Source organism: Thiothrix caldifontis, from assembly GCF_900107695.1.
Lineage (GTDB): Bacteria > Pseudomonadota > Gammaproteobacteria > Thiotrichales > Thiotrichaceae > Thiothrix > Thiothrix caldifontis.
In genome coordinates this window covers 96,398-119,857 of record NZ_FNQP01000007.1, presented here as the reverse complement: position 1 = coordinate 119,857, position 23,460 = coordinate 96,398, and the positions used below count along the sequence as shown (strand labels likewise).

Annotated in this window: 29 protein-coding genes and 1 pseudogene; 12 read left to right on the top strand and 18 right to left on the bottom strand. The window is 52.0% G+C overall.

All coding sequences use genetic code 11. The annotated features are described in order from the left end of the window. Positions 1–30: 30 nt before the first annotated feature. The 4 genes from BLV87_RS07630 to BLV87_RS07615 form a co-directional block, all read right to left on the bottom strand. Positions 31–723 (bottom strand): hypothetical protein, encoded by a 693-nt coding sequence (locus tag BLV87_RS07630; protein WP_093067061.1) that lies wholly within the window; start codon positions 721–723, stop codon positions 31–33. Between the two features lie 100 nt (positions 724–823). Then, the gene (yidD, locus tag BLV87_RS07625; protein ID WP_093067059.1) at positions 824–1,078 is read right to left on the bottom strand and encodes a membrane protein insertion efficiency factor YidD; all 255 of its coding nucleotides are present in this window, start codon (positions 1,076–1,078) and stop codon (positions 824–826) included. 8 nt (positions 1,079–1,086) lie between these two features. Continuing rightward, positions 1,087–2,469 carry a nicotinate phosphoribosyltransferase gene (locus BLV87_RS07620; RefSeq protein WP_093067057.1) on the bottom strand — a complete coding sequence of 461 codons (1,383 nt, stop codon included), beginning with the start codon at positions 2,467–2,469 and terminating at the stop codon, positions 1,087–1,089. A 148-nt stretch (positions 2,470–2,617) separates the two neighbouring features. Beyond that, complete coding sequence (locus BLV87_RS07615; RefSeq protein ID WP_093067055.1) at positions 2,618–3,649, bottom strand: bifunctional nicotinamide-nucleotide adenylyltransferase/Nudix hydroxylase; 1,032 nt, start codon at positions 3,647–3,649, stop codon at positions 2,618–2,620. Positions 3,650–3,814: 165 nt separating this feature from the next. Between BLV87_RS07615 and BLV87_RS07610 the strand changes: the two genes are divergently transcribed. Together BLV87_RS07610 and BLV87_RS07605 are read left to right on the top strand one after the other, a co-directional pair. Next, positions 3,815–4,468, top strand: a complete 654-nt coding sequence (locus BLV87_RS07610; RefSeq protein ID WP_093067054.1) for a DNA-binding transcriptional response regulator — start codon at positions 3,815–3,817, stop codon at positions 4,466–4,468. Between the two features lie 116 nt (positions 4,469–4,584). Beyond that, complete coding sequence (locus BLV87_RS07605; protein ID WP_093067053.1) at positions 4,585–5,052, top strand: Dps family protein; 468 nt, start codon at positions 4,585–4,587, stop codon at positions 5,050–5,052. Here BLV87_RS07605 and BLV87_RS07600 read toward each other — a convergent pair whose 3' ends face one another. Both BLV87_RS07600 and hisI read right to left on the bottom strand, forming a co-directional pair. After that, positions 5,053–5,787 carry a sulfite exporter TauE/SafE family protein gene (locus BLV87_RS07600; RefSeq protein WP_093067052.1) on the bottom strand — a complete coding sequence of 245 codons (735 nt, stop codon included), beginning with the start codon at positions 5,785–5,787 and terminating at the stop codon, positions 5,053–5,055. It lies immediately after the preceding gene. After that, positions 5,787–6,173: a phosphoribosyl-AMP cyclohydrolase gene (gene hisI, locus BLV87_RS07595; RefSeq protein ID WP_093067050.1), complete on the bottom strand. Its 387-nt coding sequence runs from the start codon at positions 6,171–6,173 to the stop codon at positions 5,787–5,789. The genes BLV87_RS07600 and hisI overlap by 1 nt, the downstream gene beginning before the upstream one ends. Before the next feature lie 94 nt (positions 6,174–6,267). On the opposite strand from hisI, the gene BLV87_RS07590 reads away from it, so the two are divergent. Beyond that, the gene (locus BLV87_RS07590) at positions 6,268–6,936 is read left to right on the top strand and encodes a glutathione S-transferase family protein (RefSeq protein WP_093067048.1); all 669 of its coding nucleotides are present in this window, start codon (positions 6,268–6,270) and stop codon (positions 6,934–6,936) included. 3 nt (positions 6,937–6,939) lie between these two features. On the opposite strand, the gene pyrC is transcribed toward BLV87_RS07590, so the two are convergent. Continuing rightward, positions 6,940–7,974 carry a dihydroorotase gene (gene pyrC / locus BLV87_RS07585; RefSeq protein ID WP_217629958.1) on the bottom strand — a complete coding sequence of 345 codons (1,035 nt, stop codon included), beginning with the start codon at positions 7,972–7,974 and terminating at the stop codon, positions 6,940–6,942. 174 nt (positions 7,975–8,148) lie between these two features. Here pyrC and BLV87_RS07580 point away from each other — a divergent pair, with 174 nt between their 5' ends. Beyond that, complete coding sequence (locus tag BLV87_RS07580) at positions 8,149–8,400, top strand: DUF6290 family protein (protein ID WP_093067044.1); 252 nt, start codon at positions 8,149–8,151, stop codon at positions 8,398–8,400. Continuing rightward, positions 8,381–8,794 carry a type II toxin-antitoxin system VapC family toxin gene (locus BLV87_RS07575; RefSeq protein ID WP_093067042.1) on the top strand — a complete coding sequence of 138 codons (414 nt, stop codon included), beginning with the start codon at positions 8,381–8,383 and terminating at the stop codon, positions 8,792–8,794. Before BLV87_RS07580 ends, BLV87_RS07575 begins: the two co-directional genes overlap by 20 nt. Here BLV87_RS07575 and BLV87_RS07570 read toward each other — a convergent pair. Genes BLV87_RS07570 through hslV form a run of 3 tightly spaced genes read right to left on the bottom strand, consistent with a single transcriptional unit; the run spans position 8,791 to position 11,069 of the window. Further along, positions 8,791–9,156 (bottom strand): gamma-butyrobetaine hydroxylase family protein, encoded by a 366-nt coding sequence (locus tag BLV87_RS07570; RefSeq protein WP_093067040.1) that lies wholly within the window; start codon positions 9,154–9,156, stop codon positions 8,791–8,793. The two genes, BLV87_RS07575 and BLV87_RS07570, sit on opposite strands and share 4 nt — an antisense overlap. 12 nt (positions 9,157–9,168) lie before the next feature. Beyond that, complete coding sequence (gene hslU / locus BLV87_RS07565) at positions 9,169–10,536, bottom strand: ATP-dependent protease ATPase subunit HslU (protein WP_093067038.1); 1,368 nt, start codon at positions 10,534–10,536, stop codon at positions 9,169–9,171. Continuing rightward, positions 10,536–11,069, bottom strand: a complete 534-nt coding sequence (gene hslV, locus BLV87_RS07560) for an ATP-dependent protease subunit HslV (protein WP_093067036.1) — start codon at positions 11,067–11,069, stop codon at positions 10,536–10,538. The genes hslU and hslV overlap by 1 nt, the downstream gene beginning before the upstream one ends. A gap of 238 nt (positions 11,070–11,307) precedes the next feature. Between hslV and BLV87_RS19950 the strand changes: the two genes are divergently transcribed. The 3 genes and pseudogenes from BLV87_RS19950 to BLV87_RS07550 form a co-directional block, all read left to right on the top strand. After that, positions 11,308–11,430: a hypothetical protein gene (locus BLV87_RS19950; RefSeq protein ID WP_281241309.1), complete on the top strand. Its 123-nt coding sequence runs from the start codon at positions 11,308–11,310 to the stop codon at positions 11,428–11,430. Positions 11,431–11,672: 242 nt separating this feature from the next. Continuing rightward, on the top strand, positions 11,673–12,152 hold the full coding sequence (locus tag BLV87_RS07555; protein ID WP_425441541.1) for an RNA-guided endonuclease InsQ/TnpB family protein: 480 nt from the start codon (positions 11,673–11,675) through the stop codon (positions 12,150–12,152). A gap of 34 nt (positions 12,153–12,186) precedes the next feature. Continuing rightward, a pseudogene (locus BLV87_RS07550) lies at positions 12,187–12,327 on the top strand (response regulator); the annotation flags it as partial. Here BLV87_RS07550 and BLV87_RS07545 read toward each other — a convergent pair. Continuing rightward, positions 12,314–12,853 carry a methylglyoxal synthase gene (locus BLV87_RS07545; protein ID WP_093067032.1) on the bottom strand — a complete coding sequence of 180 codons (540 nt, stop codon included), beginning with the start codon at positions 12,851–12,853 and terminating at the stop codon, positions 12,314–12,316. The pseudogene BLV87_RS07550 and the gene BLV87_RS07545 sit on opposite strands and share 14 nt — an antisense overlap. 171 nt (positions 12,854–13,024) lie before the next feature. On the opposite strand from BLV87_RS07545, the gene glnE reads away from it, so the two are divergent. Further along, complete coding sequence (gene glnE / locus BLV87_RS07540; protein ID WP_245706949.1) at positions 13,025–15,691, top strand: bifunctional [glutamate--ammonia ligase]-adenylyl-L-tyrosine phosphorylase/[glutamate--ammonia-ligase] adenylyltransferase; 2,667 nt, start codon at positions 13,025–13,027, stop codon at positions 15,689–15,691. Further along, positions 15,688–17,799 (top strand): response regulator, encoded by a 2,112-nt coding sequence (locus tag BLV87_RS07535; RefSeq protein WP_175517875.1) that lies wholly within the window; start codon positions 15,688–15,690, stop codon positions 17,797–17,799. Before glnE ends, BLV87_RS07535 begins: the two co-directional genes overlap by 4 nt. On the opposite strand, the gene BLV87_RS07530 is transcribed toward BLV87_RS07535, so the two are convergent. The 4 genes from BLV87_RS07530 to BLV87_RS07520 all read right to left on the bottom strand — a co-directional run bounded on the left by BLV87_RS07530 (position 17,790) and on the right by BLV87_RS07520 (position 19,945). After that, complete coding sequence (locus tag BLV87_RS07530; RefSeq protein WP_245706948.1) at positions 17,790–18,479, bottom strand: ATP-binding protein; 690 nt, start codon at positions 18,477–18,479, stop codon at positions 17,790–17,792. The genes BLV87_RS07535 and BLV87_RS07530 overlap by 10 nt on opposite strands. Next, positions 18,466–18,723: an AAA family ATPase gene (locus tag BLV87_RS19800; protein WP_245706947.1), complete on the bottom strand. Its 258-nt coding sequence runs from the start codon at positions 18,721–18,723 to the stop codon at positions 18,466–18,468. The genes BLV87_RS07530 and BLV87_RS19800 overlap by 14 nt, the downstream gene beginning before the upstream one ends. 40 nt (positions 18,724–18,763) lie before the next feature. Further along, the gene (locus BLV87_RS07525; protein WP_245706955.1) at positions 18,764–19,315 is read right to left on the bottom strand and encodes a Uma2 family endonuclease; all 552 of its coding nucleotides are present in this window, start codon (positions 19,313–19,315) and stop codon (positions 18,764–18,766) included. A 138-nt stretch (positions 19,316–19,453) separates the two neighbouring features. Continuing rightward, positions 19,454–19,945: a CBS domain-containing protein gene (locus BLV87_RS07520; RefSeq protein ID WP_093067024.1), complete on the bottom strand. Its 492-nt coding sequence runs from the start codon at positions 19,943–19,945 to the stop codon at positions 19,454–19,456. An 85-nt stretch (positions 19,946–20,030) separates the two neighbouring features. Between BLV87_RS07520 and BLV87_RS07515 the strand changes: the two genes are divergently transcribed. Both BLV87_RS07515 and BLV87_RS07510 read left to right on the top strand, forming a co-directional pair. Further along, positions 20,031–20,633, top strand: coding sequence for an EndoU domain-containing protein (locus BLV87_RS07515; protein ID WP_093067022.1), 603 nt, complete (start codon positions 20,031–20,033; stop codon positions 20,631–20,633). A gap of 24 nt (positions 20,634–20,657) precedes the next feature. Continuing rightward, entirely contained in the window at positions 20,658–20,966 is a 309-nt protein-coding gene (locus tag BLV87_RS07510; RefSeq protein ID WP_093067020.1) for a hypothetical protein, read from the top strand. On the opposite strand, the gene BLV87_RS07505 is transcribed toward BLV87_RS07510, so the two are convergent. Genes BLV87_RS07505 through BLV87_RS07495 form a run of 3 tightly spaced genes read right to left on the bottom strand, consistent with a single transcriptional unit; the run spans position 20,963 to position 23,367 of the window. Next, on the bottom strand, positions 20,963–21,454 hold the full coding sequence (locus BLV87_RS07505) for a universal stress protein (RefSeq protein WP_093067018.1): 492 nt from the start codon (positions 21,452–21,454) through the stop codon (positions 20,963–20,965). The two genes, BLV87_RS07510 and BLV87_RS07505, sit on opposite strands and share 4 nt — an antisense overlap. Before the next feature lie 12 nt (positions 21,455–21,466). Next, the gene (locus tag BLV87_RS07500) at positions 21,467–22,750 is read right to left on the bottom strand and encodes a TRAP transporter large permease (protein WP_093067016.1); all 1,284 of its coding nucleotides are present in this window, start codon (positions 22,748–22,750) and stop codon (positions 21,467–21,469) included. Beyond that, on the bottom strand, positions 22,747–23,367 hold the full coding sequence (locus BLV87_RS07495) for a TRAP transporter small permease (protein ID WP_093067014.1): 621 nt from the start codon (positions 23,365–23,367) through the stop codon (positions 22,747–22,749). The genes BLV87_RS07500 and BLV87_RS07495 overlap by 4 nt, the downstream gene beginning before the upstream one ends. Positions 23,368–23,460 lie beyond the last annotated feature (93 nt).

Sequence of the window (23,460 nt, the reverse complement as noted above, 5' to 3'; positions counted from 1 at the left end):
GGCTTGGCTTGCTGCTTCTTTTTCCGCTTGTTATTTGGCAGCGACTTCAGCTTGTTGGGCGAGTTCTTCTTCCGTGGGTTGGTTGTAGTAATAAACACCCCCTAGACTCAAACTTAAAGCCGCAACAGCAGCAGCTACTTTGAGGCCGATGTGATCTGGCTTGGCAGCAATGCCCAAGCGACGGCGTGCTTCTTCCTGCAATAACGCTTCTTCTTCAAGCTTGGCTCGTTCGAGCACTTCGCGGATACGTTTGGAACGTTCGTTCTCGTGTTTTTGGCTTTCACTTTGCATCACTTGTTGCAGACGCTGCTTTTTGTGGTAGCGTTCGCCGACAATACCACAGGCTTCGCAAGCATCCATACGCCCATTCTGGCTGGTGTTGAGCTTGGTTTGTTGGTGTCCACAAGCGGGGCAAGTGTAAATGCCCATGTCGCCGGGTGTTTCTTCGGTCTCTTTAGGGACAATCTGGAGTGTAGGGCGTAACACACTGCTTACACCTAACGTGTGCAGCTTTTGGCGAATAACTTCCGCTTCATCGGTATCAATATTGTCACGGATAGACACCATGCCATTATTAAATAGCAAGGCATCGGAGAGTTTAAATTCGAGGTGAGCACTGTGGTCGTCCAGCAAGGTGAGGATTTCACTGACCAGTTTTTCTACCGGTTTGTCTGAGGTATGCCCTGTAACGACTAAATCAACCAATTGTTGTACTTCTGACATAGTGTTTATCCAATATTTTTATTGTTTACCCAATAGGGTGATATTGTTATCAAGCGTATAAACAGTCAGCTAGCTTGTAAACCCTAACCAGATGAACGTACTACGGATCATTCGGGTTACTATGGGATTTGCCGCATTTGCAGGCATCAGGGACGGGGTCAAGCCCGCCTTCGTGCCAGGGATTGCAACGCCCGATACGCCGGATGGCTAACCAACTGCCTTTGAGTGCACCGTGGGTTTCAATCGCCTCCTTCGCGTAATGCGAACAGGTGGGGTAGAAGCGGCAATTGCTCCCCAGCAGCGGGCTGAGGAACAATTGGTAGAAGCGGATGAGGGCGATGAGGAGGTGTTTCATGCCAGCGATTATACGGCGTTGCTACGTTCCCGTACTACGTTAAAACCATCATTCACTAATAACTCACCATTGCGGAACACCGGACGCAGCAAATTGCTTTCCCACGACAGCGCATCCTCGCGGATGGTTTTGATCACGCCCGCATCCCTAATCACCGCCAGCCGCCCACGCTTGGAATGCTTGCCGGAATCCGTGACCGGCTGCTTATATACATCGCGCCACGCACCATTGATTTGCATTGCGGAAGCCTTCATCGCAAAGCGCAAGGTATCGCGGTTAACCTTCTGCAACAGCCCGCCACCCATGCCAAACGCGACATTTTCGGTCGAAAAGCCAGCCTGTTGAATGCGTTGCAAAATCACGCCGATGGAATCCACATCCACCCCATCGCCCTGAATCACGCGCACGCAATCGCTCAACACTTTGTAGCCCTTGCTGTTTACGCGACCACCGAATTCGGCATACAAACGCTCCAGCACTTCCGGCACGATCTCTTCCGGCACGCCGGAATCGGGGCGAATCACCACGGTTGCGCCGCTGCTTTCGACCTGCGCCCGCAATTGCTTGCCCCAAATCTCGGAAACGGCGTGGTAAATGTCGTAGGAATCGGACACGACCGCGAGCAATTTCCCCGCTTGCCCAAATTGTTGCAGCATATTGGCGTAAGCATCCGTTTCGCCTTCGCGCCCCCACGCGGTAATGGTGGAATGTTCTGCCGCCGGGATTGAAAAGCCTGCCATGTCCGCGCCGTAATATTGACGCGCCGCCAGCAATGCCACGACCGTATCGCCACCCATAAAATTGACCAAGTGCGCCATGCCACCGAGTGCTGCGGATTCGTGCGAAGACACCCCGCGTGCGCCGAAGTCATGCAGCTTGAACGGCAACTCCGCAGCCGGATTATCGCAAGTGGCCTCAAGGGCTTGGCGTATGCTTTGCTTCACCTGCCATGACAGTGTGGCAACCGTGGTGGGATACCAGACCGCCCGCAGCAACGCCGTTTCCAGATACGAGGTCAGCCAAAACGCTTGCGGGTCAGTGTTACGGATTTGCACCAACGCATTGCCGGTGGGGACAATCATGCCTTCGGGCAACGCTTGGATTTCAACGGGTAGGAAACCGCCGTGTTGCTGCACAATCTGTTCCCAGCCTTGGCGGAAAAACGGTACGCCGTGCGCGGCAAACAACGCCTCCGCCTCATCAATATCTGCGGTGGTGACGGGCTTGAGCAGGTATTCCTTGATGAATGCTTGCAAGCCGAAGAACAGTGTTTGTGGAAACTGCCCGCCGCGTGATTCGATATAGGATGACACCACCTCAGTCCCCGCCGGGTATTGCAAAAAGTGGCTGGCTTTGTAGCTGTCAGTGTTGAGAATCAAGTTAGTGAACATAGGAAATCCTCCTGTGTAATGGTATGAGTGGCAGTCTATCTGCCACCGTTTGCCCTCACCCCAACCCCTCTCCCAGAGGTAGAGGGGCTAAAGAAAGGGTTTTGTTCCCCCTCTACCTCTGGGAGAGGGGGCTAGGGGGTGAGGGTCTTCACCCAATCATCGTCTTGATGATCTGGAAATGGTCTTCAAACAGCCGTTCAGGGTCTAGGTCGCCCAACGGCATCCAGAAAGCGTGCTGCGCATCATCGCCGCCTTTCACTTTCGGCAAGCCATGCGCATCGGGTTTGAGTTCAATCAAAAACGCATGGGTAATGGTGCGCCCACGCGCCGAACGGTACGGATCGTCAAACACTTGCTCTTTCACAATCGACCCCGCCAACACGGGTGCAGGCACTTTGATGCGGGTTTCCTCACGCAATTCACGGATGACCGCATCACGCAGCTTTTCGTGTGGGTCAAGAAAACCACCGGGTAATGCCCATTGCCCTTTGCCGGGGCGGGCTTTGCGTTCGATCAGCAAAATGTGTCCGGCTTGTACCACCACAGCATCGACGGTAACAAACGTTGGGGCGTAAGGGGCAGCTTCCCAGCCTTTGCGGTACTGGTTCACGAATTCCCACTCGCTGGCAATGTGCTGAAAGGCATCAGATCCTCGGAAATTTTCCAGCCAAGTTTGCACCGCTGGCGGGATCTCACTATGTGTAGTACCGTGTTGGAAATACTGTTCGCGCAGCGGCGTAGATGACACCCCGCGCACATTTTCCACCGCGACAGATTGCCATTGCGGAAACATCGACAGGTAATAAGAACTGTGGTCTTTGCTGTGCCCAATCAGGCCGACACGCGGCGCGGCACTGCCCACTTTTGGCGGGAAACGGCACGTAATGCCATGCACGGTTTGTTGCACGCGGGTAATCCAGCCTTGCTCGTTGTAGGTGTCATCCAGCAACGGCGCAAGCATCAAGCGTTCGCCCGCCTCAGGAAACGTGGCACGGATAAAGGCTTCACGCTCAGCAAATGTCCAAGGATTACGCAAAGTGCGCGGTTGGTAACTCGAACCGATCAACACAATCACGCGCTCGGCACGTTGCAACGCGGTTTCCACCACGGCTTGATGCCCCGCATGAAATGGCTGAAACCGACCAATGAAGACCAGAAAATCAAAATCAGGTTTGAACATGTCAGTAAGCTCCTTACTGAGAATGGTTGGGCTTGGTCTATCCAAGCTATTTATGATTAAACGCTCATTAGTGTACAGCGTCAATGCCAAATATCTGCCACAGACTACCGCTTAAGTGTTAGAATTTTCGACATAAAGGGCAAAAACATTTCTCAGGGGCGACGCATGTTGGAATATCAGGATTTTTGGCTGGAAATCATTAAGGTCATACCAGCGTACTTATGGGTAATCGGGGCATTCAGCGCTTTTTTGTTGGCATACGATCTGTATTCACGGCAATTATTGCTCAGTACTTATGCGAAACAACGACCGAACTGGTTGGCTGATCTGTCACAGGTCGAACGTGCTTTGGATGATGTACTCACGGTGGCGGCGCGAAATCCGCATTGGCATATCGAGGTGAATGCAGCGGATAAAGCACAGGTGTTACGGCGGCTGCAAGGCAATGGTGAGATGTTAAGCGGTTGCCGCGTGTTATGGTTGGATGATCGCCCCGATACGTTAGTGAATGAAATCCGCCTGTTGCAATATTTGGGCTTGGACGTCATTACCGTCACTTCGGTGGGCGAAGCCTTGGGGCATTTGAAACAGACCAGTTGTGAACTATTGGTGTCGGATATTGCCCGCCCCGAAGGGCAGTCGAATGGCATCGCCACCTTGCAAACCTTGCACGATCATTACCCTAGCTTGCCCGCGATTTTCTATGTGGGAAATTTCAATGCGCAAGACGGCGTGCCAGCCGGTGCATTTGGCATCACCAACCGCCCCGATGAGTTGCTGCACCTGATTCTGGACATTATGGGGCGCAAGTGCTTATAGCCGTTGTTCTGTTTTTGTGAACGTTATAAGATAAACATTCAATTTATTAAAACAATGAAGGTGTACTATACTCATTTCATCTGATCAAAACAGCCATACAGACAGGGAGACTTCTTATGGACATCAATATCGGCATTCCCAACGACCAACGCCAAGCGATTGCTGACGGGCTTTCGCGCTTGCTCGCTGACACTTACACGCTTTACCTGAAAACCCATAACTACCATTGGAATGTGACGGGGCCAATGTTCAACACCCTGCACCTCATGTTCGAGACGCAATATAACGAATTAGCGTTAGCCGTCGATTTGGTGGCAGAACGCATTCGCGCCCTTGGCTACCCCGCACCGGGTACTTACGCGGCTTACAGCAAGCTTTCCTCCATTAAGGAAGAAGAAGGCGTACCCAAAGCGCAGGACATGATCCGTAATTTGGTGGAAGGTCAGGAAGCGGTAGTGCGGACTGCCCGCAGCATTTTCCCACTGGTGGATGCTGCCAGCGATGAACCCACGGCGGATCTGTTAACCCAGCGGATGCAAATCCACGAAAAGAATGCGTGGATGTTGCGCAGCATGTTGGAGTGATTAGCTCAACGCCTTGAGTGTCAGCGACACACTGGCCAGCAACAACAATACCCCAATCAGGCGCGTCATGTGCGTTTGCGTTAACCCCGTATGCACATGACCGCCTACCCACAATGCCCCCAACATCAGGGGCAAGGCAAACAACGCATTCCACCACACCGTTTGCGCCAGCAACAATCCGGCAATAAAAAACGTCGCAATCCGCACCGCCCCTTCGATGAAAAACAGCGCAGAAAATGTTGCCCGCAACAGCGTTTTATCCTGAATCCGATGATTCAAATAAATCACATACGGCGGCCCGCCTGTGCCAAACAGCCCACCGACCGTGCCACCGGTGAACGAAGCCGGAATTGCCCACCACGCCGATACCGGTTTTTCACCCTTCAAATTCAACAAGCTGCGCACCGCAAACACGAAAATAAACGCCGCCAAGATCAGCAACATCGGCGTAAGTGGTAAATTCACCAGCAATTGCGTGCCGACCATCACCCCGATCAGGCTGAAGGGAATCAACATGCCGACTTCACGCCATTGCACCCGCTTCAAATCCAGCCCGCCCATTACCAGCGATGCAGTGAAATCCAGCAGTAAAATCAGCGGCACAACGAAGGTCAGCGGCAGAAACAACGCCAGCAATGGCACCGCAATCAAGCCCGACCCAAACCCCGCAATGCCGCGAATAAAATACGCCAGTACCACAATCGCCGTTGCAGCGGCATACTGCCAGACTTCCATCAGGCGTACAGCGTTTTAGGGTCAATCAACACCTCACGGTCAATAATCACTTGATCGCCTTCCACCTTATTGTAAAAGCACGAACGCCGCCCGGTATGGCAAGCCGGGCCAGTTTGATCCACCAGCAGCAAGATAGTGTCAGCATCGCAGTCAATACGGAATTCCTTTAATGCCTGCATTTGCCCCGACGATTCACCCTTGCGCCAAAAGCGGTTGCGTGACCGTGACCAATAGCAAACGCGCCCGGTTTCCAGTGTTTCTTCGATGCTGGCACGGTTCATCCATGCCATCATCAGCACTTCATGCGTGTCGAATTGCTGGGCAATCGCGGGAATCAAGCCATCGCTATTGTATTTGAGGGTATCGAGGGTTTCGGTCAAGGTCATGGGAATTCCTGTTTCAGCAGTCAGTTAGTGGTGCGAGTATACCAGCATGTTGTAGGATGTGACCCACCCCTGACTTAGATGAAATAAACGACACATGATAACCCTGTACCAATTCAATTCCTGCCCGTTTTGCTGGAAAGTAAAAGCCTTCCTCAACTACACCAAAATCCCCTACAACCTAGTGGAAGTGACCCCGTTTGGGATGAAAGAGCTGGATTTCACCGACCACAAAAAAGTCCCCGTGCTGAAAGATGATGCTGAAATCGTGGTCGAATCCAGCGCGATTGTGCGTTACCTCAACGACAACTACGCGCATTTGCTGCCCACCCCACAGGATGACGAGTGGCAAGCTTGGGTGGATAACACACTGGTGCATTACCTACCACCATTGATTCACCCGAATATCGGCAAATCGTTCCAAAATCTGGGGCTGGTGATGACCAGCAGTAAGGATGGTGCGGTTAAACGTTTCTTCGTGCGGCTGGTCGGTGCAATGGTGATGCCACGTGTCGCCAATAAAATGAAGCTGAAGCACAGCATCCAAAACCCTGAAGCCGAGTTTCAAACGGCGTTAGCGCATTGGGTCGATAACGGTTTGGCTGGCAAAGACTTTTACGCGGGTGAACAGCCGGGTTTGGTGGATACCAGCGTGTTTGGCGTGTTGCGTTCCGCGCAAGGCATGGGGATTTTGGAAGCCGCTGCCACCAGCAACCCTACGTTTGGGCGCTGGTACGCAGCTTGTCGTAGCATGATGGATGCCTAACCGTTACGCCAGATGCCAGCCGACTGTTTCACCAGCCCGCAGGGGAATTAACGCATGGTCGCCAGCGTTGAGCGCTGCTGGAACTGTCCAAGGCTGCTTCACCAGCGTCACTTGCTCCTGATTACGGGGTAGCCCATAAAAGTCGGAGCCGTGGAAGCTGGCGAACGCCTCCAGTTTATCCAGCGCTCCGGCTTGTTCAAACACCTCGGCATATAGCTCAAGTGCCGCGTGTGCGCTGTAAATACCCGCACAGCCGCAGGACGATTCCTTGTCATGACGCAGATGCGGGGCGCTGTCTGTTCCAAGGAAAAACTTCGGATTGCCACTGGTAGCGGCTGCCACCAGTGCCTGACGGTGGCTTTCACGCTTGAGTACCGGCAGGCAATACGCATGAGGACGGATACCCCCCTGGAACATGGCATTGCGATTATACAGCAGGTGATGAACCGTAATGGTGGCAGCGACATTAGCCGATGCCGCCGTCACAAACGCTGCGGCTTGCGCGGTGGTAATGTGTTCCAGCACCACCCGCAGGCGCGGCAAACGTTCCAACAACGGCACAAGAATGCGCTCGATGAAAACCGCTTCACGGTCAAAAATGTCAATGTTGGTATCGGTGACTTCACCGTGTATGAGCAGCGGCAAATCGACTTCCTGCATGGTTTCCAGAACTGCGGCTACCTGGCGAATATCGGTGACACCGGAATCAGAATGGGTGGTTGCCCCCGCAGGGTAATACTTCACCGCGTGGATGAAGCCGCTAGACTTAGCCTGACGGATGTCTTCCGGCGACGTATTGTCGGTCAGGTACAAGGTCATCAGTGGCTCAAAGCGCATGTTGGCAGGCAATGCCGACAGAATGCGCTCTCGGTAAGCGCCTGCATCTGCCACCGTGCGCACGGGCGGTTTTAGGTTGGGCATGACAATAGCGCGGGCAAAACGCTGGGCGGTATCCGGTAGCACTGTCGCTAACATGTCGCCATCACGCAGGTGTACGTGCCAATCATCCGGCCGTGTCATAGTCAATTGCATTGTCATGTTTCCAGACGGTCAGTGGGATCACGATATTCACGTTTTCCTTGCTAGTTTGCAACTTGTCCTGCCCGTTCAGCTCCTCGCGTCTCCCGTAACGGCGGCATATCACTTTTACTTGATTGTCGGTGTTTCAGCGCACTACACTTGTAGTACATCTGTATTACAGGAGTTGTTGCCATGAGCATTTCGATTCGTCTGGATAAATCGTTAGAAGAAAGCCTGCGGCAGCGTTTGCAGTCTGAAGGCATTTCGTTGTCGAATTTTATCCGTGAAGCTGTCTGCGAGAAACTTTCCCGTTACGAAAACCGCCCGACACCCTACGAACTGGGTGAGCATGTGTTCGGGCGTTATAGCAGTGGGCGTGACGATCTCAGCATCAATCGCAAAGCCCTATTACGGGAGAAGCTGAATGCTAAACATCGTCGTTGATAGTGGGGTCTTTATTGCGTTGTTTGACGGTAGCGACCGTTACCATGCACAGGCAAAGCACTTCATTAAGCATGTTCGAGGCAGATTGCACACCAATTTGCCGGTCATTACGGAAGTTGTCCACATGCTGGATTTTTCGCAGCAAGCACAACAGGATTTTCTGCTGTGGGTGAATCAAGCCGTGCAAATCGACGCAAGCACGGTAGGCGATTGGGAGCGCATTCTGGCGTTACTGAAGAAATACGCTGATTTGCCTGCTGACTTTGCCGATGCTTCCCTGATTGGCTTGTGTGAGCGTATCAACACCCGCACGGTGGCAAGTGTTGACAGCGATTTTACGGTTTACCGCGACTATGCACGCAACCACTTTACCAATGTGTTTTGGGAAGCTTAAATTACCTGACCCGGCAATTTGCGCGTATACCCCGCAGCATCCAGCTTTGCCAGATACTCCGCCCAGTTTTGCTCCATGTTCTTGCCAAGCTCGTACAGCAAGTTCCAGTCGTAAATCCCGCTGTCGTGGTTGTCATCGAAGGTTAACTGAATAGCGTAATGTCCCACTGGTTCAATGCCTTTGATATTCACGTTTTCCTTGCCGATTTGCAGCTTTTCCTGCCCTGGGCCATGCCCGCGCACTTCGGCTGACGGCGAATTCACCCGCAAGTATTCGCAACTCAGCGCGTGGACTTCATCGCCCGGCCAAGTAATCAGCAGTTCGCGGGTTTTCTGGTTTAAGGTAATATCCAGTGGTGTCATGTTCGGTTCTCTTTACAAAATATAACGGCTAAGGTCTTCGTCTTTGACCAATTCGCCCAAAATCTGGTTAACGTAAGCTGCGTCTACCGTCATTTGGTCGTCGCAATCGGGCGCTTCAAACAGCACGTTTTCCAGCAAACGCTCGACCACCGTGTGCAGGCGGCGTGCGCCGATGTTTTCGGTGCGCTCGTTGACTTCAAAGGCAATTTCGGCAATCCGGCGAATCGCATCGGGGGCAAACGTCAGCGCAACACCTTCGGTTGCCAGCAACCCTTGGTACTGTTCGGTGAGGGATGCATTCGGTTCGGTGAGGATGCGTTCAAAGTCATTCGCGCTCAAGGCATCCATTTCTACACGAATTGGCAGCCGACCCTGTAATTCCGGTATTAAGTCGGAGGGTTTAGCCACGTGGAATGCGCCGGACGCAATGAACAAAATATGGTCGGTTTTCACCATGCCGTATTTGGTATTGACGGTACAACCTTCGATCAATGGCAGCAAATCGCGTTGCACGCCTTCGCGGGACACATCTGCGCCGCTGGTTTGCCCACTGCGTGCCACTTTGTCGATTTCATCAAGGAACACAATGCCGGTTTGTTCAACCGCAAACAACGCACGTTGCTTTAGCTCTTCCTCATTGACCATTTTATGGGCTTCTTCTTCGGTCAACACTTTGAGCGCGTCTTTGATCTTCATCTTGCGCTTGCGCTTTTTGTTGCTGCCGATGTTTTGGAACATGCTTTGCAACTGGCTTGCCATTTCTTCCATGCCCGGTGGGGTCATGATTTCCACGCTTGCGCCACTGACAGCCACATCCAGCTCGATTTCTTTGGCATCGAGTTCGCCTTCGCGCAATTTTTTGCGGAATTTTTGGCGGGTGGCATTATCTTCACGCACGGGTTTGCCTAATTCGTCATCGCTGATTGAAGACCATTCACTAACCGGTGTTTCTTTGCGTGGCGCAGGTAACAGGATGTCGAGGATGCGTTCTTCGGCGGCTTCCTGAGCGCGGTAGTTGACCTTAGCAACTTCTTGCTCGCGCATCATTTTCATCGCCATGTCAGCAAGGTCGCGGATGATGGAATCGACTTCCTTGCCCACGTAACCGACTTCGGTGAATTTGGTGGCTTCGACCTTAATGAACGGTGCATTGGCTAATTTGGCTAAGCGGCGGGCAATTTCGGTTTTACCGACACCCGTGGGGCCAATCATTAGAATGTTTTTCGGGGTCACTTCGGGGCGCAGCGCGTCATCAAGCTGCTGCCGCCGCCAGCGGTTACGCAGTGCAATGGCGACGGAACGCTTGGCCTTGTCCTGACCAATAACGTGTTTGTCGAGTTCTTGGACAATTTCGCGGGGGGTCATCGTGCCGACGCTCATTAAAGTTCCTCAATGGTCAGGTTGTGGTTGCTGTAAATGCAAATGTCGGCGGCAATGTGCAGCCCTTTTTCGACAATTTCGCGGGCGGAAAGCTCGGTGTTTTCCAGTAAGGCACGGGCGGCGGATTGCGCAAATGCACCACCGGAACCAATGGCGATTAAATCATTTTCTTGCTCTACCACGTCGCCGTTGCCGGTAATCAGCAGGGATGCGGTGGCATCAGCAACAATCAGCAGCGCTTCAAGGCGGCGTAACATGCGGTCGGTACGCCAGTCTTTGGCGAGTTCCACGGCGGCACGGGTGAGGTTGCCATTGTGCGCTTGCAGCTTGCTTTCAAAGCGTTCAAACAGGGTGAAGGCATCGGCTGTCCCACCGGCAAAGCCTGCAATGACTTTATCGTTGTACAAGCGGCGTACCTTGCGGGCATTGCCTTTCATGACGGTATTGCCCAGCGTGACTTGACCATCGCCGCCGACAACGACTTTGCCGTCGCGACGCACGCTCAGGATGGTGGTTCCTCGGTATTGTTCCAAAATGCGCTCCAGATGCTTTTGTGTAGGCTATAGCGTGTGGGTGTTGTGAGTAAATTTCAAGGGCTAGGGCGAACCCGTATGCGCATAAAAAAATATTGTTTAAGAAACAATCGTGAAGCATGTATTATGCTGGCTGATTCGTGGTGTTTTTCCTTTAAACTTCAATGAGTTGTTCTTGCAACATTGTTGTTTTGACACCACAGTAGTTTCTGCTCTTTTGGCCTTAAGGAGGTGCATCATGAGTATTCTTGGTTTAGTTGTTTTCGCCGCCATTGTTCTGGCTGCTTGTTACACGAGTCGTTGTTTACAACGTGGTGCACGGCGTGAAAATTTGCCCCGTGAAATTGAGAAACTATTGTAACATAAGCGTTATTATAATTAATTCCATAAGAACCATCCACCTACCTATATATGACCTGCCCGCTTATTGCGGGCAGTGTTTTATTACACAGTTTTAAATATACCATTTATGTAGCACTGTGCTTAATTACGCTATGCGAATCGGTTTGCCTACAACTGGGCATTGGCAGAATGGCAAACCCAATACGCGGCGTGGAAAGACGATAACAGCCAGTCCAAACCCAACCAAATGAGCTTGCTGCACTGGCAACCCTGTCAACGGGGGGAAAAGTGGTCGGGGCGAAACCGCATAAAGCCTTGCTTTCGCGCCTAAAACGGCTATCCCGCAGCTTGTCACGCAAGGTCAAAGGCAGTGCTAACCGCCACAAGGCGAAGCAGAAGCTGGCAAAACTTCACGCACGTATTGCCAACATCCGCCAAAACAGTTTGCACCAACTCACCACGGATTTGATCCGCCGTTTCCACACCATCGGCATTGAAGATTTGAACGTGTCGGGTATGGTGAAAAACCGCCATTTATCCCGCGCGATCAGTGACATGGGTTTCTTCGAGTTCCGCCGTCAGTTGGAATACAAGGCAGGAATGCGGGGTGCGGTGGTCGTAGTGGCTGATCGGTTTTTTGCCTCCAGCAAGACCTGTTCTGCCCCCGGTTGTGGGCATAAACCGAAGGTGAAACCAGCCCCAATGAAGCAGGAATTTAACCGCAAACTTGACCTTGGTTAAGTTTGTATAAGTTTAAAAGAACGGTACACACACGCCGATTATTGCCTTGACCGCGAATACCTTGGCAAGTGACCGCGCACAGTGCCTGCAAGCGGGGATGAATGATTTCCTCAGCAAGCCATTTGACACACAAGTGTTATTGGATGTGCTGGAGCGGGTTGCTAAGCTAAATTGACAGGCATTGTGGGAGTGTACCGATACTTCATGCGTGTGGTTAGTGGCAACTGATTCCCACGGTTAGGTAATTGTTTGAGTGTGCCGGAGTAATTGAAGGGTTGCGGCGCTTTGAAATTGACAACCCAAGGTTGGGTTTCGGCTTTACTCAGCCGCAACATTGCTAACACACAATCGGCAGTACTTTGATTATTGGCTACGGGAATGTTTAAAAGTGTTGCGATGCGTAATAAGGCTTTAACATCTGCATCGTGTGGTACCTGCGCCATCGGATCCCAAAAGAAAATCAAAATGTCGATTAACCCTTCTGAGATACGTGCACCAATTTGCTGGTCGCCACCGAGCGGACCGCTCAAGAGACAGGTTATTTCCAAACCGGTTTGCTCCGCCAAGAGTCGCCCCGTGGTTCCTGTGGCAAACAAATCACATTCGGCTAAAATAGGGTAATTGGCTTTTGACCAATGGATCAGCGCTTGTTTTAAGTTGTCATGTGCAACTAATGCGATTTTACGTTTATGCATGTTCATGAAGCCCCCGCTGATGAAACGCTACAGTCATTATAAATTTTGATGGATGATTAATCATACAGCACTATCAGGTTTCGATGCAATGCATCATCTAAGGCTGCGTTGGTCATTCCCCGTGTATCATGAGGGGGCGTATAATGGTGAAATTTGCTCAGCAACGTGAGAACAATCATGTCAATGACTTCAATGAATGATGCCATCTTTGTTCATAGCCCTTATTTGCAGCACCAACTTACCCGCCACCCCGAATGGCTATCCGAATTCACAGCTAGCCAGCCCTATAGTGACGGTGAATTGGTACAAAAAATTGTAGCAGGCATTGTTCCGCTCCCTGATTATGACAGTGTGTTGCGCACGGTACGGATTATCCGCAATCGTGAAATGGTGCGGATTGCTTACCGCGATTTGCAGGGCATGGCAGAGTTGAGTGAAACGTTGCAAACCACCTCTGATCTTGCCGATGGTTTGGTGGAAGCAGCCTATCAGTGGTGTTACGCCGAATTGTGCAACAAGCATGGCATTCCACGCAGCCGCAGCGGTGAACCCCAGCAGATGGTGATTATCGGTATGGGCAAACTCGGCGGGCAGGAACTTAACTTTTCCTCCGACATTGACATGATTTTCGCCTTCCCAGAAGCCGGTACAACCGATGGCAAGCGTGATCTCGATAACCAGACATTTTTCACCCGTGTGGGGCAGCGCTTGATTGGGGTGTTGGGGCAAACCACGGCGGAGGGCATTGCCTACCGCGTCGATATGCGCTTACGCCCCTTCGGTGAAGTCGGCGCACTCGCCTTGTCGTTCGATGCGATGGAGCATTATTACGAAACCCACGGGCGCGAATGGGAACGTTATGCCCTGATCAAAGCGCGGGTGATGGCAGGCGACAAAACCAACGGCGCGGAATTGATGGCACGCTTGCGCCCGTTCGTGTTCCGCCGCTACCTCGATTACGGCGCGATTGAGCAATTGCGCGATATGAAAGCCATGATTAACCGCGAAGCCGAACGCCGTGGCAAATACCTTGACGTGAAACTCGGCACGGGCGGTATCCGCGAAATCGAATTTACCGCGCAAGTGTTCCAACTGATGCGCGGCGGGCGGATTCCCGAATTGCGGGGGCGTAGTTTGCTGCCTACGCTGGATGCCTTGCTGGCACAACAATTGCTGACGGCGGAAGAGTTTGGCGTGTTGCAACGGGCTTACCATTTCCTGCGACGCACGGAAAACCGCCTGCAAATGTGGAACGACGAACAGACGCATTCGCTGCCGACCACGCCGGAACGCCAAGCTTGCCTTGCCAGCTCGATGGGCTTTGCGGATTGGGTGAATTTTGAGGCGGAATTGAATCGTCATCAGCGTGCGGTTTCGCAGATTTTCCAGCGCGTATTTGCGCTCGAAACCCAAGAAAGTCAGCCGATGCCGGAACATCCCGCGATTCAGGCACTGTTGCACAGCCGTTTGTACAACACCTTGACTGATACGGGGCGCAGTCGTTTGAACCGCTTGCTGCCTGCGTTGCTGGATGCGTGTAATGCTTTGGCTGACCCCGAACAGGCGTTGGAACGCTGTTTACGGATTGTGCAAAAGATTGCGCCGCGTTCCGGCTACATTGCCATGCTCGCCGATCACCCGAATGCACTGGAGCAGTTCGTCCGGCTGGTTAGTGATAGCTTGTGGATTACCAGCCAATTGACCGATCACCCGATTTTGCTGGATCAATTGCTGGATTCGCGCCAGTTGTATACGCCGCTGGATCGTGAGCAATTGGGTGCGGCATTGCGGCTGGAATTGGAGCGCATTGATCAGGGCGACACCGAACAGGTGATGGAGCGTTTGCGCCAATTCAAGCAAGCGCAAGTGTTGCGGGTGGCAGCGGCGGACATTACCGGCGTATTGCCGTTAATGAAGGTGTCGGATCAGTTGACTTGGATTGCCGAGTCGGTGCTGGAAGAAACCCAGCGGCATGTGTGGGAAACAATGACGGCGCAAACGGGCGTACCGTGTTACCAAGATGAAGCGGGGGAAACACAACAAGCGGGGTTTGCGATTATTGCTTACGGCAAACTCGGCGGGCTGGAACTGGGTTACGGTTCGGATCTCGACATTATTTTCTTGCACGACAGTCACGGTACGGCGCAGCAAACCAACGGTAAGAAGACGCTGGAAAATGCCGTGTTCTATGCCCGTTTCGCCCAAAAAATTATTCACACGCTGACGACGTTTACGCCAGCGGGACGCTTGTACGAAACCGATACTCGCTTGCGTCCCAGTGGTGCATCCGGTTTGCTTGTCAGTAGTTTGAATGCGTTCCGCCTTTACCAACAGGAAAAAGCGTGGGTGTGGGAGCATCAAGCCTTGCTGCGGGCGCGAGCGCTCACAGGTTCTGCCAGCTTACGGGCGCAATTTGAGCAAGTACGCCATGACATCCTCTGCCAACCCCGCGATAAAGAAGCGTTACGCAAGGAGGTTATCACCATGCGTAAGAAGATGTGGGAAAGCCTAGGCAGCAAAGACTCCAACGTATTTAACCTGAAAAAAGACTTCGGCGGCGTGACAGATATTGAATTTATTGTACAATTCCTGATTCTTGCTCATGCACATGAACACCCCGAACTGGTACGCTGGAGCGACAATATCCGCCAGATTGAGTCACTGCAACAGGTAGGGATTTTGCCTGCAGATACGGCGGAAATGTTGGCGGATGCTTACCGAACGTTGCGTGACCGCATTCACGCATTGTCATTGCAAGAGCAGGAGACAACAGTGGATGGGGGGCAATTCGCACGGGAGCGTGAAGCAGTACAAGCGGCTTGGATAGCACTGGTGGAAGCTTGAAACGGTTTGTATTCAGTCTGTTCTACAGCATTTTACTGCTATTAGTAGCGAGTAGCGTTGCCGTAGAAAAATCTAGCAAGCCATTGGCGGAACCCGCTAAAGACCTCACACAAGGCACGCCGTTTTCCCTAACCGATGTGGAACAAGCATGGTTGGAGCCGTATAAAAACACCGGTTTGCGCTATTGCTTTAGCCCTGTATGGATTCCCTACGATTTCTTGGCGGATGGCAAACATCAGGGCATTTTTGCTGACTACCTCCAACTTATTTCAAGCCGCTTGGGTATTGCGCTGCATCCCGTCACGAGTCGTAGCTGGGGCGAAGCTTTGCAATTTGCTCGCGAAAGAAAATGTGATCTCGTCTCTGGTTTGGTTAGAACACCAGAACGCGAAGCTTTTCTGAGCTTTACCTCACCCTATTTTGAAACCTCGAATGTGCTGCTGGCTAAGTCTGACCAGACATTCGTTCAGTCACTGATGGAAATCGCTGACCAGAAAATTGCCGTACCCAGCAATAGCGCTATTGAAAAAGAACTGCGGCAAACCTATCCCACGATTGACTTCAGGGGGGTGGAATCACCGGAGTTGTTGTTCCAGATGGTCGAAAACGGCGATGCCTATGCGGGTGTTGCCTCCTTTGAACACGCTCTGCAAATCATCCAGCAGGGTATGTATAACCTAAAAATTATCGGTAAACTCGATTACACCTATCCTATTTCCTTTGGTGTTCGCAATGACTCACCGCAACTGCTCAGCATTATGCAAAAAGTCGTCGATTCACTGAACTATACCGATCATAATGCCATCAAGCGTAACTGGCGTTCCATCAACGTTGTGGAAACCACCGACTATTCCTTGCTCTGGAAATTAGTGATAGCAGCCAGTCTGCTGTTGCTGGGCAGTGTCTATTGGAACCGCAAACTGACCCGCCTCAATACCGCTCTTCAGCAAGCCAAAGAAGAAGCCGTCAAAGCTAATCAGGCCAAAAGTGAGTTTTTGGCAAATATGAGTCATGAAATCCGTACTCCGTTGAATGCCATGATCGGTTTGGGATTTCTCATGCAACATACGGCACTTTCTGCCACACAGGCTGATTACCTGAACAAAATGCAGTCTTCTTCCCATCTGTTATTGGGCATTCTTGATGACATACTGGATGTGGCGAAAATCGAAGCGGGTAAACTCGAACTGAACCGTATCGCCTTCCGCCTTAATGACGTGTTGCAACAAGTCTCATACCTTCTGGAAGAACAAGCGCGACAAAAAGGTTTGGTGTTTGCGATCCAGATTGCCAATGATGCTCCGGCCTGTTTGTTGGGAGACCCCCAACGTCTGACTCAGGTTCTCTTGAACTTGGCCAATAATGCAATCAAGTTCACGGAGAAAGGTGAAGTCCGTCTCACTGTTGAATGCTTAAACCAAACGGATGGCAACGTCCGGTTACAATTCAATGTTACCGATACCGGTATGGGTATCGACATCCTGCAACAGACAAAACTGTTTCAACCGTTTTCCCAAGCAGACAGTTCATTTTCCCGCCGTTACGGTGGCAGTGGTTTGGGGCTGGTGATTAGTCAATCATTGGCACGTCTCATGGGGGGGCAGATTACCGTGAAAAGCGAAACAGGGCGCGGTAGTACGTTCCTTTTCAGCGCAACATTTACGCTTTGTAATGAAAACATCCCCCCTCATACAGCCGTAGCAACCACCAGCGTAAAGCTCCATGGCATTCGCGTGTTGCTCGTGGAGGATGATGTGCTGAATCAGATGGTTGCCACTGAACTACTGAAAAAATTAGGGGTGATAGTCACGGTGGCGGCTAATGGCATTGAAGCGCTTAACATACTCAGGGAAACCACCTTCCAGTTAATTTTCATGGATATTCAAATGCCTGAAATGGATGGTTATGAGGCTGTCAAATTGATCCGTCAACAAACCGAATGGCAGCATGTGCCTATTATTGCGATGACGGCACATGCCATTTCCACTGAGCGTAACAAATGCCTTGCCGCAGGTATGAATGATTACCTCGCTAAACCTATTGATCTCACTGGCTTGGCGAATATGCTGTCAAAGTGGGCAGTGGTTTCTGAACGGTTCTATAAGTAGCCCGCCGGAATAGCATCCACTTCCCGCGACAGCGGCACATCGGTTTCGCGCAGGCAGATGACCGCGCCATGCCCTGCTTGCCTGTCCAGTTTTTCCAGTACCGTAAAGTGCTTTGCTGCACTTAGGTTTGGGCTGGCGGTTTTCTTGAATTCCACCGGATACAAGGTGTTGTCACGCTCAATTAGCAGGTCGATTTCACGTTGTTCTTTGTCACGGTAAAAATACACCGCTGGCGTTTGTCCGTTGTGCCACCAGCTTTTGAGGATTTCTACCAACAGCCAGTTTTCGAGGATTGCGCCGGACATAGCACCTGCTTCCAGCGTTTCCGGCGATGACCATTGGGTGAGGTAGGCGCACAAACCGGTGTCGAGGAAATACAGCTTGGGGGTTTTTAGCAGACGTTTCGTCACGTTGTTGTGATAGGGCTGTAACAGGTAGACGATGCCGGAAGTCTCCAGTATCGACAGCCATGCTTTGGCGGTTTTCTGGTCGATGTCTACGTCCCGTGCAAGATCGGCGTAGTTGAGCAATTGCCCGGTGCGGGCGGCGGCGGCTCGCAGGAACAGCAGGAAAGCGCGTTCGTCGCCTACACGGGTGAGGTCACGCACGTCGCGCTGCAAATAGGTTTGCAGGTAGGCGTTGTAAAACAGGTCACGCGGCAAGGTGTCATCCAGTGCCATGCGCGGGTACGAGCCGCGCCAGATACGGCGGTAAACACCGGTGGCGTTGGAAGAAGAGCGCGGGGTCGGTGCGGGCGAGTGCTGCCTGTTCGGGGTCGTCGAGGGTGACGTAGCGGCGGGTGGGTTCGGCGCAGGCTTCCAATAGGGTGGTTTTGCCTACCTGACGTGCGCCTGTTAGCAGCAATACGGGGAAAGATTGGGAGGCGAGTTGGATGGTTTTTTGCAAAGTTCTGTGTATATACATGGGGTTGACTAATCTGGAATGTTATTCCATTTTAGTCTAATTAAGTCTGTAACATCACGTCTTCATAAAAAACCGCCAGTGTGAGTGTCAGTCCCAACGATTCCAAGTGTAAGGTATCGTCCAGTTTGCGATATTCATGCAGCAACCACTCATCCCGCTGTTGACGGTGGTGATGTTCAACGTGGATAGTTTCTGAATCAATCAGTACGTAATCCTGCAAACCCGCGATGGAGCGGTAATGCCAGAATTTGTCGCCCCGATCATAACTGCGGGTAGACGGGGATAGCACTTCGATAATCACCACCGGGTTGAGTAGGGTGCGGTCGTTATCCATCAACTCCGGCGCGTTGCAGAACACCGAAATGTCCGGGTAGGTATCGAGTCCAGAAGGCGTATGGATACGCATATCGCTGTTCATCGGCTGGCAGGGTTTGCCGCGTAGCAAGTTACGCAATGTGGTGGCAACGTTCAGCCCAATAGCGGAATGGTTGAATGTTCCACCAGCCATAGCGAATATTTGCCCGTCGAAAAACTGGTGTTTTTCAGGGGAAGATGCATCGAATTCGAGGTATTCGGTGCGGGTGGTTTGGATTTTCAGGGCTTGCGCTTGGGCTTATGTAGCCAGTGATTCAAATCTTTTAATAACAGACGTTTGAACATGCTTCACCTCAAAGTAAGGGTTATTTTTGTCAGTTTTCGTCACAAAGTAAGGGATAAACCAGCTTGTTTTTTACCTTGCCCGCAATTCCTTGAACTGTTCCAGCAGCAGATGGTATTCCTCCGGTATGTCATCCAGCGCCAACAAGCCAATAAGCTGACCATCTTTTGTCACCGGGAGATGGTGGAAACCACCCGATTGCATGACTTCCAGTGCGTTTGCCAGACTGCTACCTGCATCAATGGTGATTGGCGTTTGGGTCATGATCGCCGCAACATCGGTTTCGTCCACAAAGCGGTCTGTACCCAGACAGCGGCGGATCACGTCCCGTTCGCTTAAAATACCCACCAGTAGCTGCTGATCGAATACCGCTAATGCGCCAACATCCAGTTCACACATGCGCTTGCAGGCTTCACGGATAGTGATGTCGGACTGAACTTGCCCTGGTGATTTGCCATCAATAAGTTTTTCTACGCTGGAAATGATCATATAAGCCTTTGAACTACCGTATGCTTTATAAAAAACGCCTGCCAATAAGGAAATCGGCAGGCGCAAGTATTGCAAAGCCCGCGCCCGTCCACAACTCCCACAGGAATTTTCCAGCCGAATGCGTTAGGATGCAGCCTTTTAGCATTTGGGAGCAGACGGCATGGGTTATCAGCGTCGACCAGCGCTTGGAGTCTTACTGGCTATCGCCACTGTTGGGTTAGTGGCCTGTAAACCCGCACCAGACAGCAATAAGCCAACCACTGACACCAGCAGCATGGGCAAGCAGGAAACCGTTACCTGCCCCTCACACCAGTGGGTCAAGGCGAGCAATGGTGTTGAGGTCAATTACGCCCATATCTTTTGCGGTGAGTTGAACAATAAAGGGCGGGTGGTTGGTTTCCATTCGCGCCCGCAAGGCAGCGACCCCAGCACGGTAGCCAAGGTGCGCATTACCCAAAAACCCAATAAGCAAGGGATTTACGCCGGGCAATGGGAATGGGGCGGCAAGCAGGGCGAGAACAAATTTTCCACCTTCTACCCTGACCATTGCACCCCAAGCCAAGTGATGAATACCATTGGGTATGCCGCCCGCAACCAGCAAGATTGCCCGAAAAGTGCGCCCAATTGGGCATGGTGTGGTTTCAATGCGCCCAAACAGGATGATGCGGCAGCTTACTGCCACAGTGCCGACGGCACACCGTTTCTGATTGCCGGTGCATCGTCGTCACGCGGCGGTGTTAATACCGCTTTCCCCCTACGCTAACCTGCTGCTTGAGGAACAATACCGATGATACATGAACACGAATGGCAGCAATGGCAACAGCAAAGCGCTAACCACGCCGCCACTGCCGCTTTTTTGTTGCTGGACGTACAAACCAACCTGACCATGCTGGAAACCTTGCAGGCAGCGCTGGATAAGATCAGGGCAAACCCTGCTGCTGAGCCTTACTCCCTCAGTGGCAATAGCTATTTCATCCAGCTACAGCCACATCGGGTTTTGATTGAGGAGCTGTATGGCGATGATTACGCCGAACCTGTGACCCTCAGCCTTGATGATTTTGGTGATGCATTGGCGTATTGGCATACCCAAATCTAGCCATTCGGAATAATCAACACCGGCACTTTGCTATGCTGCGTCACCGTCCGTGCCGTTGACCCCAGCATGGTATGCCCGCCCGCTTGCCGGGTGTGGCTGCCAATCACGATCAAATCCACCCCGTGCGTATCGGCGTAATGGTTAATCACATCTGCCGGGTTGCCCGCGCTGACCACGATTTTATCCAGCAATTCATCCTTGTCCTTGCAGATGTCATCCTCCTCGGCGCAGTAGTTTTTCAGGCGTTCGCGCATGGTTTCAATCACTTGATTCATGCTTTCCTGCTCAATGTCGTGGATTTCCTTACCCGGCATGTACATCGACAAAATCGCTGACCCGGTCGTGCCAATCGGCGCAACCGCGTGCAGCATAATGATCTTTGCCTTGTGGAGTCGTGCCAGATTGATCGCCTGCCGGAACACCGGGCGCATATGCGTGCCCAGATTGGTGGCGTACAAAATGGTTTGGAACGGTTTCATTTCACTCATGCTCATAGCTCCTTACAGCATCCCCATTACCCGTGGCAGCCACAGGCTGATTTCAGGCACGTACGTAATCAGCATCAGGAAGGCCAGCATGGTAAACAGCCAGGGCAATACCGCCACGGTGAGTGCTGACAAGCCCATTTTGGTAATTCCCGACGCGACGTACAAGTTCAAACCCACCGGCGGGGTGATCATCCCGATTTCCATATTCACCACCATAATAATGCCGAAATGCACCGGGTGAATGCCCAACGCTATCGCCATCGGGAACAGGATCGGTGCGAAAATCAGCATAATGCTGGACGGTTCCATAAAGTTACCCGCCATCAGCAGCAGGATATTCACCGCAATCAGGAACACAATAATGCCCATGCCTTGTTCCGTCATCCATGAAGCCAATGATTGCGGAATGTTTTCATTGGTCAGCAGGAAAGAGAACAGCACTGCGTTGGTGATGATGTACAGCAACATTGCCGACATGCTGGCGGAATTCAGCAGCACGCGCGGTATGTCTTTCAGGCTCAAATCCTTATAGACAAATACCGCAATCACAAAGGCATATACCGCACTCATGGCTGCCGCTTCGGTTGGGGTGAATATGCCGGTGTAAATCCCGCCCATCACCACAATGATCAGCAATAAGCCCCATACAGAATCGTTGAAGGCTTTCAGGCGTTGCGTCCAGCTTGCTTTCGGCTGGCGTGGGAAATTGCCTTTTCTCGCCCGATACCAGGTAATACCACCGAGGAATACCGTCAGTAACAACCCCGGAACCACCCCGGCAATAAACAATGCACCGATGGAGGAGTTGGTTGCCACCGCATACATCACCATGACGATAGAGGGCGGAATTAAAATCCCCAAACCACCGGAGGAGGCAATCACCCCTGCACCAAATTCCTTGGGGAAACCCGCCCGCACCATGGCCGGTAATAAAATTGAGCCAATCGCCACCACGGTCGCGGGGCTGGAACCGGAAACTGCCGCAAACAATGCGCAAGCCACCACACCCGCCAAGCCCAGGCCGCCGAACCAATGCCCGACCATTGACGTGGCAAAGTTGACCATACGTTTCGCCACCCCGCCGTGAGTGAGGAAATTCCCGGCAAGGATGAAAAACGGAATTGCCATGATCTCGAATTTTTCAATCCCGGTGAACAGCTTCAAGGCCACCGATTCCACTGGCACATTGGTCATGGTAAACAGGAAGGTCATCACCGTCAGCCCCAGCGCAATCGACACGGGCATCCCGGTGAGCATCAATAACATCAATAAGGTGAAAATGATTAATGCAGTCATGGCTTTTGCTCCACTACCGGGAAGGGTTCAGCATCATGCAAGCCTTCCACATGCCCGTGATCATGGTGAGGCAACTCGCCCGTTTGCCAGTATTTCACCAGCACTTGCAGAAAACGGAAACACATCAACGCCGAGCCGAGTGGTACGGCGAGATAGACCACCCAGGTACGCCATTCCAGATCTGGCGTGGTGGGGCCTTCGTAATACGGGGCAGTTTCCATCCCCAACGTGCTTAACACTGCGTAAGCCATGCCGTTGTGCCAGACCAGATTGGAACCCAGCACGGCGACTAATGCGGTAAAGAATGCGCCTGCACACAAGGCGATGATGGTGGTTATGCGGCGATTGTCAGGTGACAGGCTGTTTACCACCACATCCACGCCGACGTGAATGCCTTGACGCACCCCGTAAGCCGCGCCAAATTTCGCCATCCACACGAACAAAATAATGCACAGTTCTTGCGCCCAGCTCAGGTGAATGCTTAATAAAAAATCCTGGAACGCACCTAGCGGCAAGCCGGAAGCGTAACGGTGTACCACTGCCACAAAAATCACGATGGTGGCAGCCGCCAGCAAAGCACTAATCAATACTTCTTCGAGATGATCGAGCCACTTCATACATTTCTCCTCCAAAATGTATTAGAAGAATACCCCCCATCCTAACCTTCCCCCGCAAGGGGGGAAGGAACAAGAGGCACTCCCTTCTTCTCT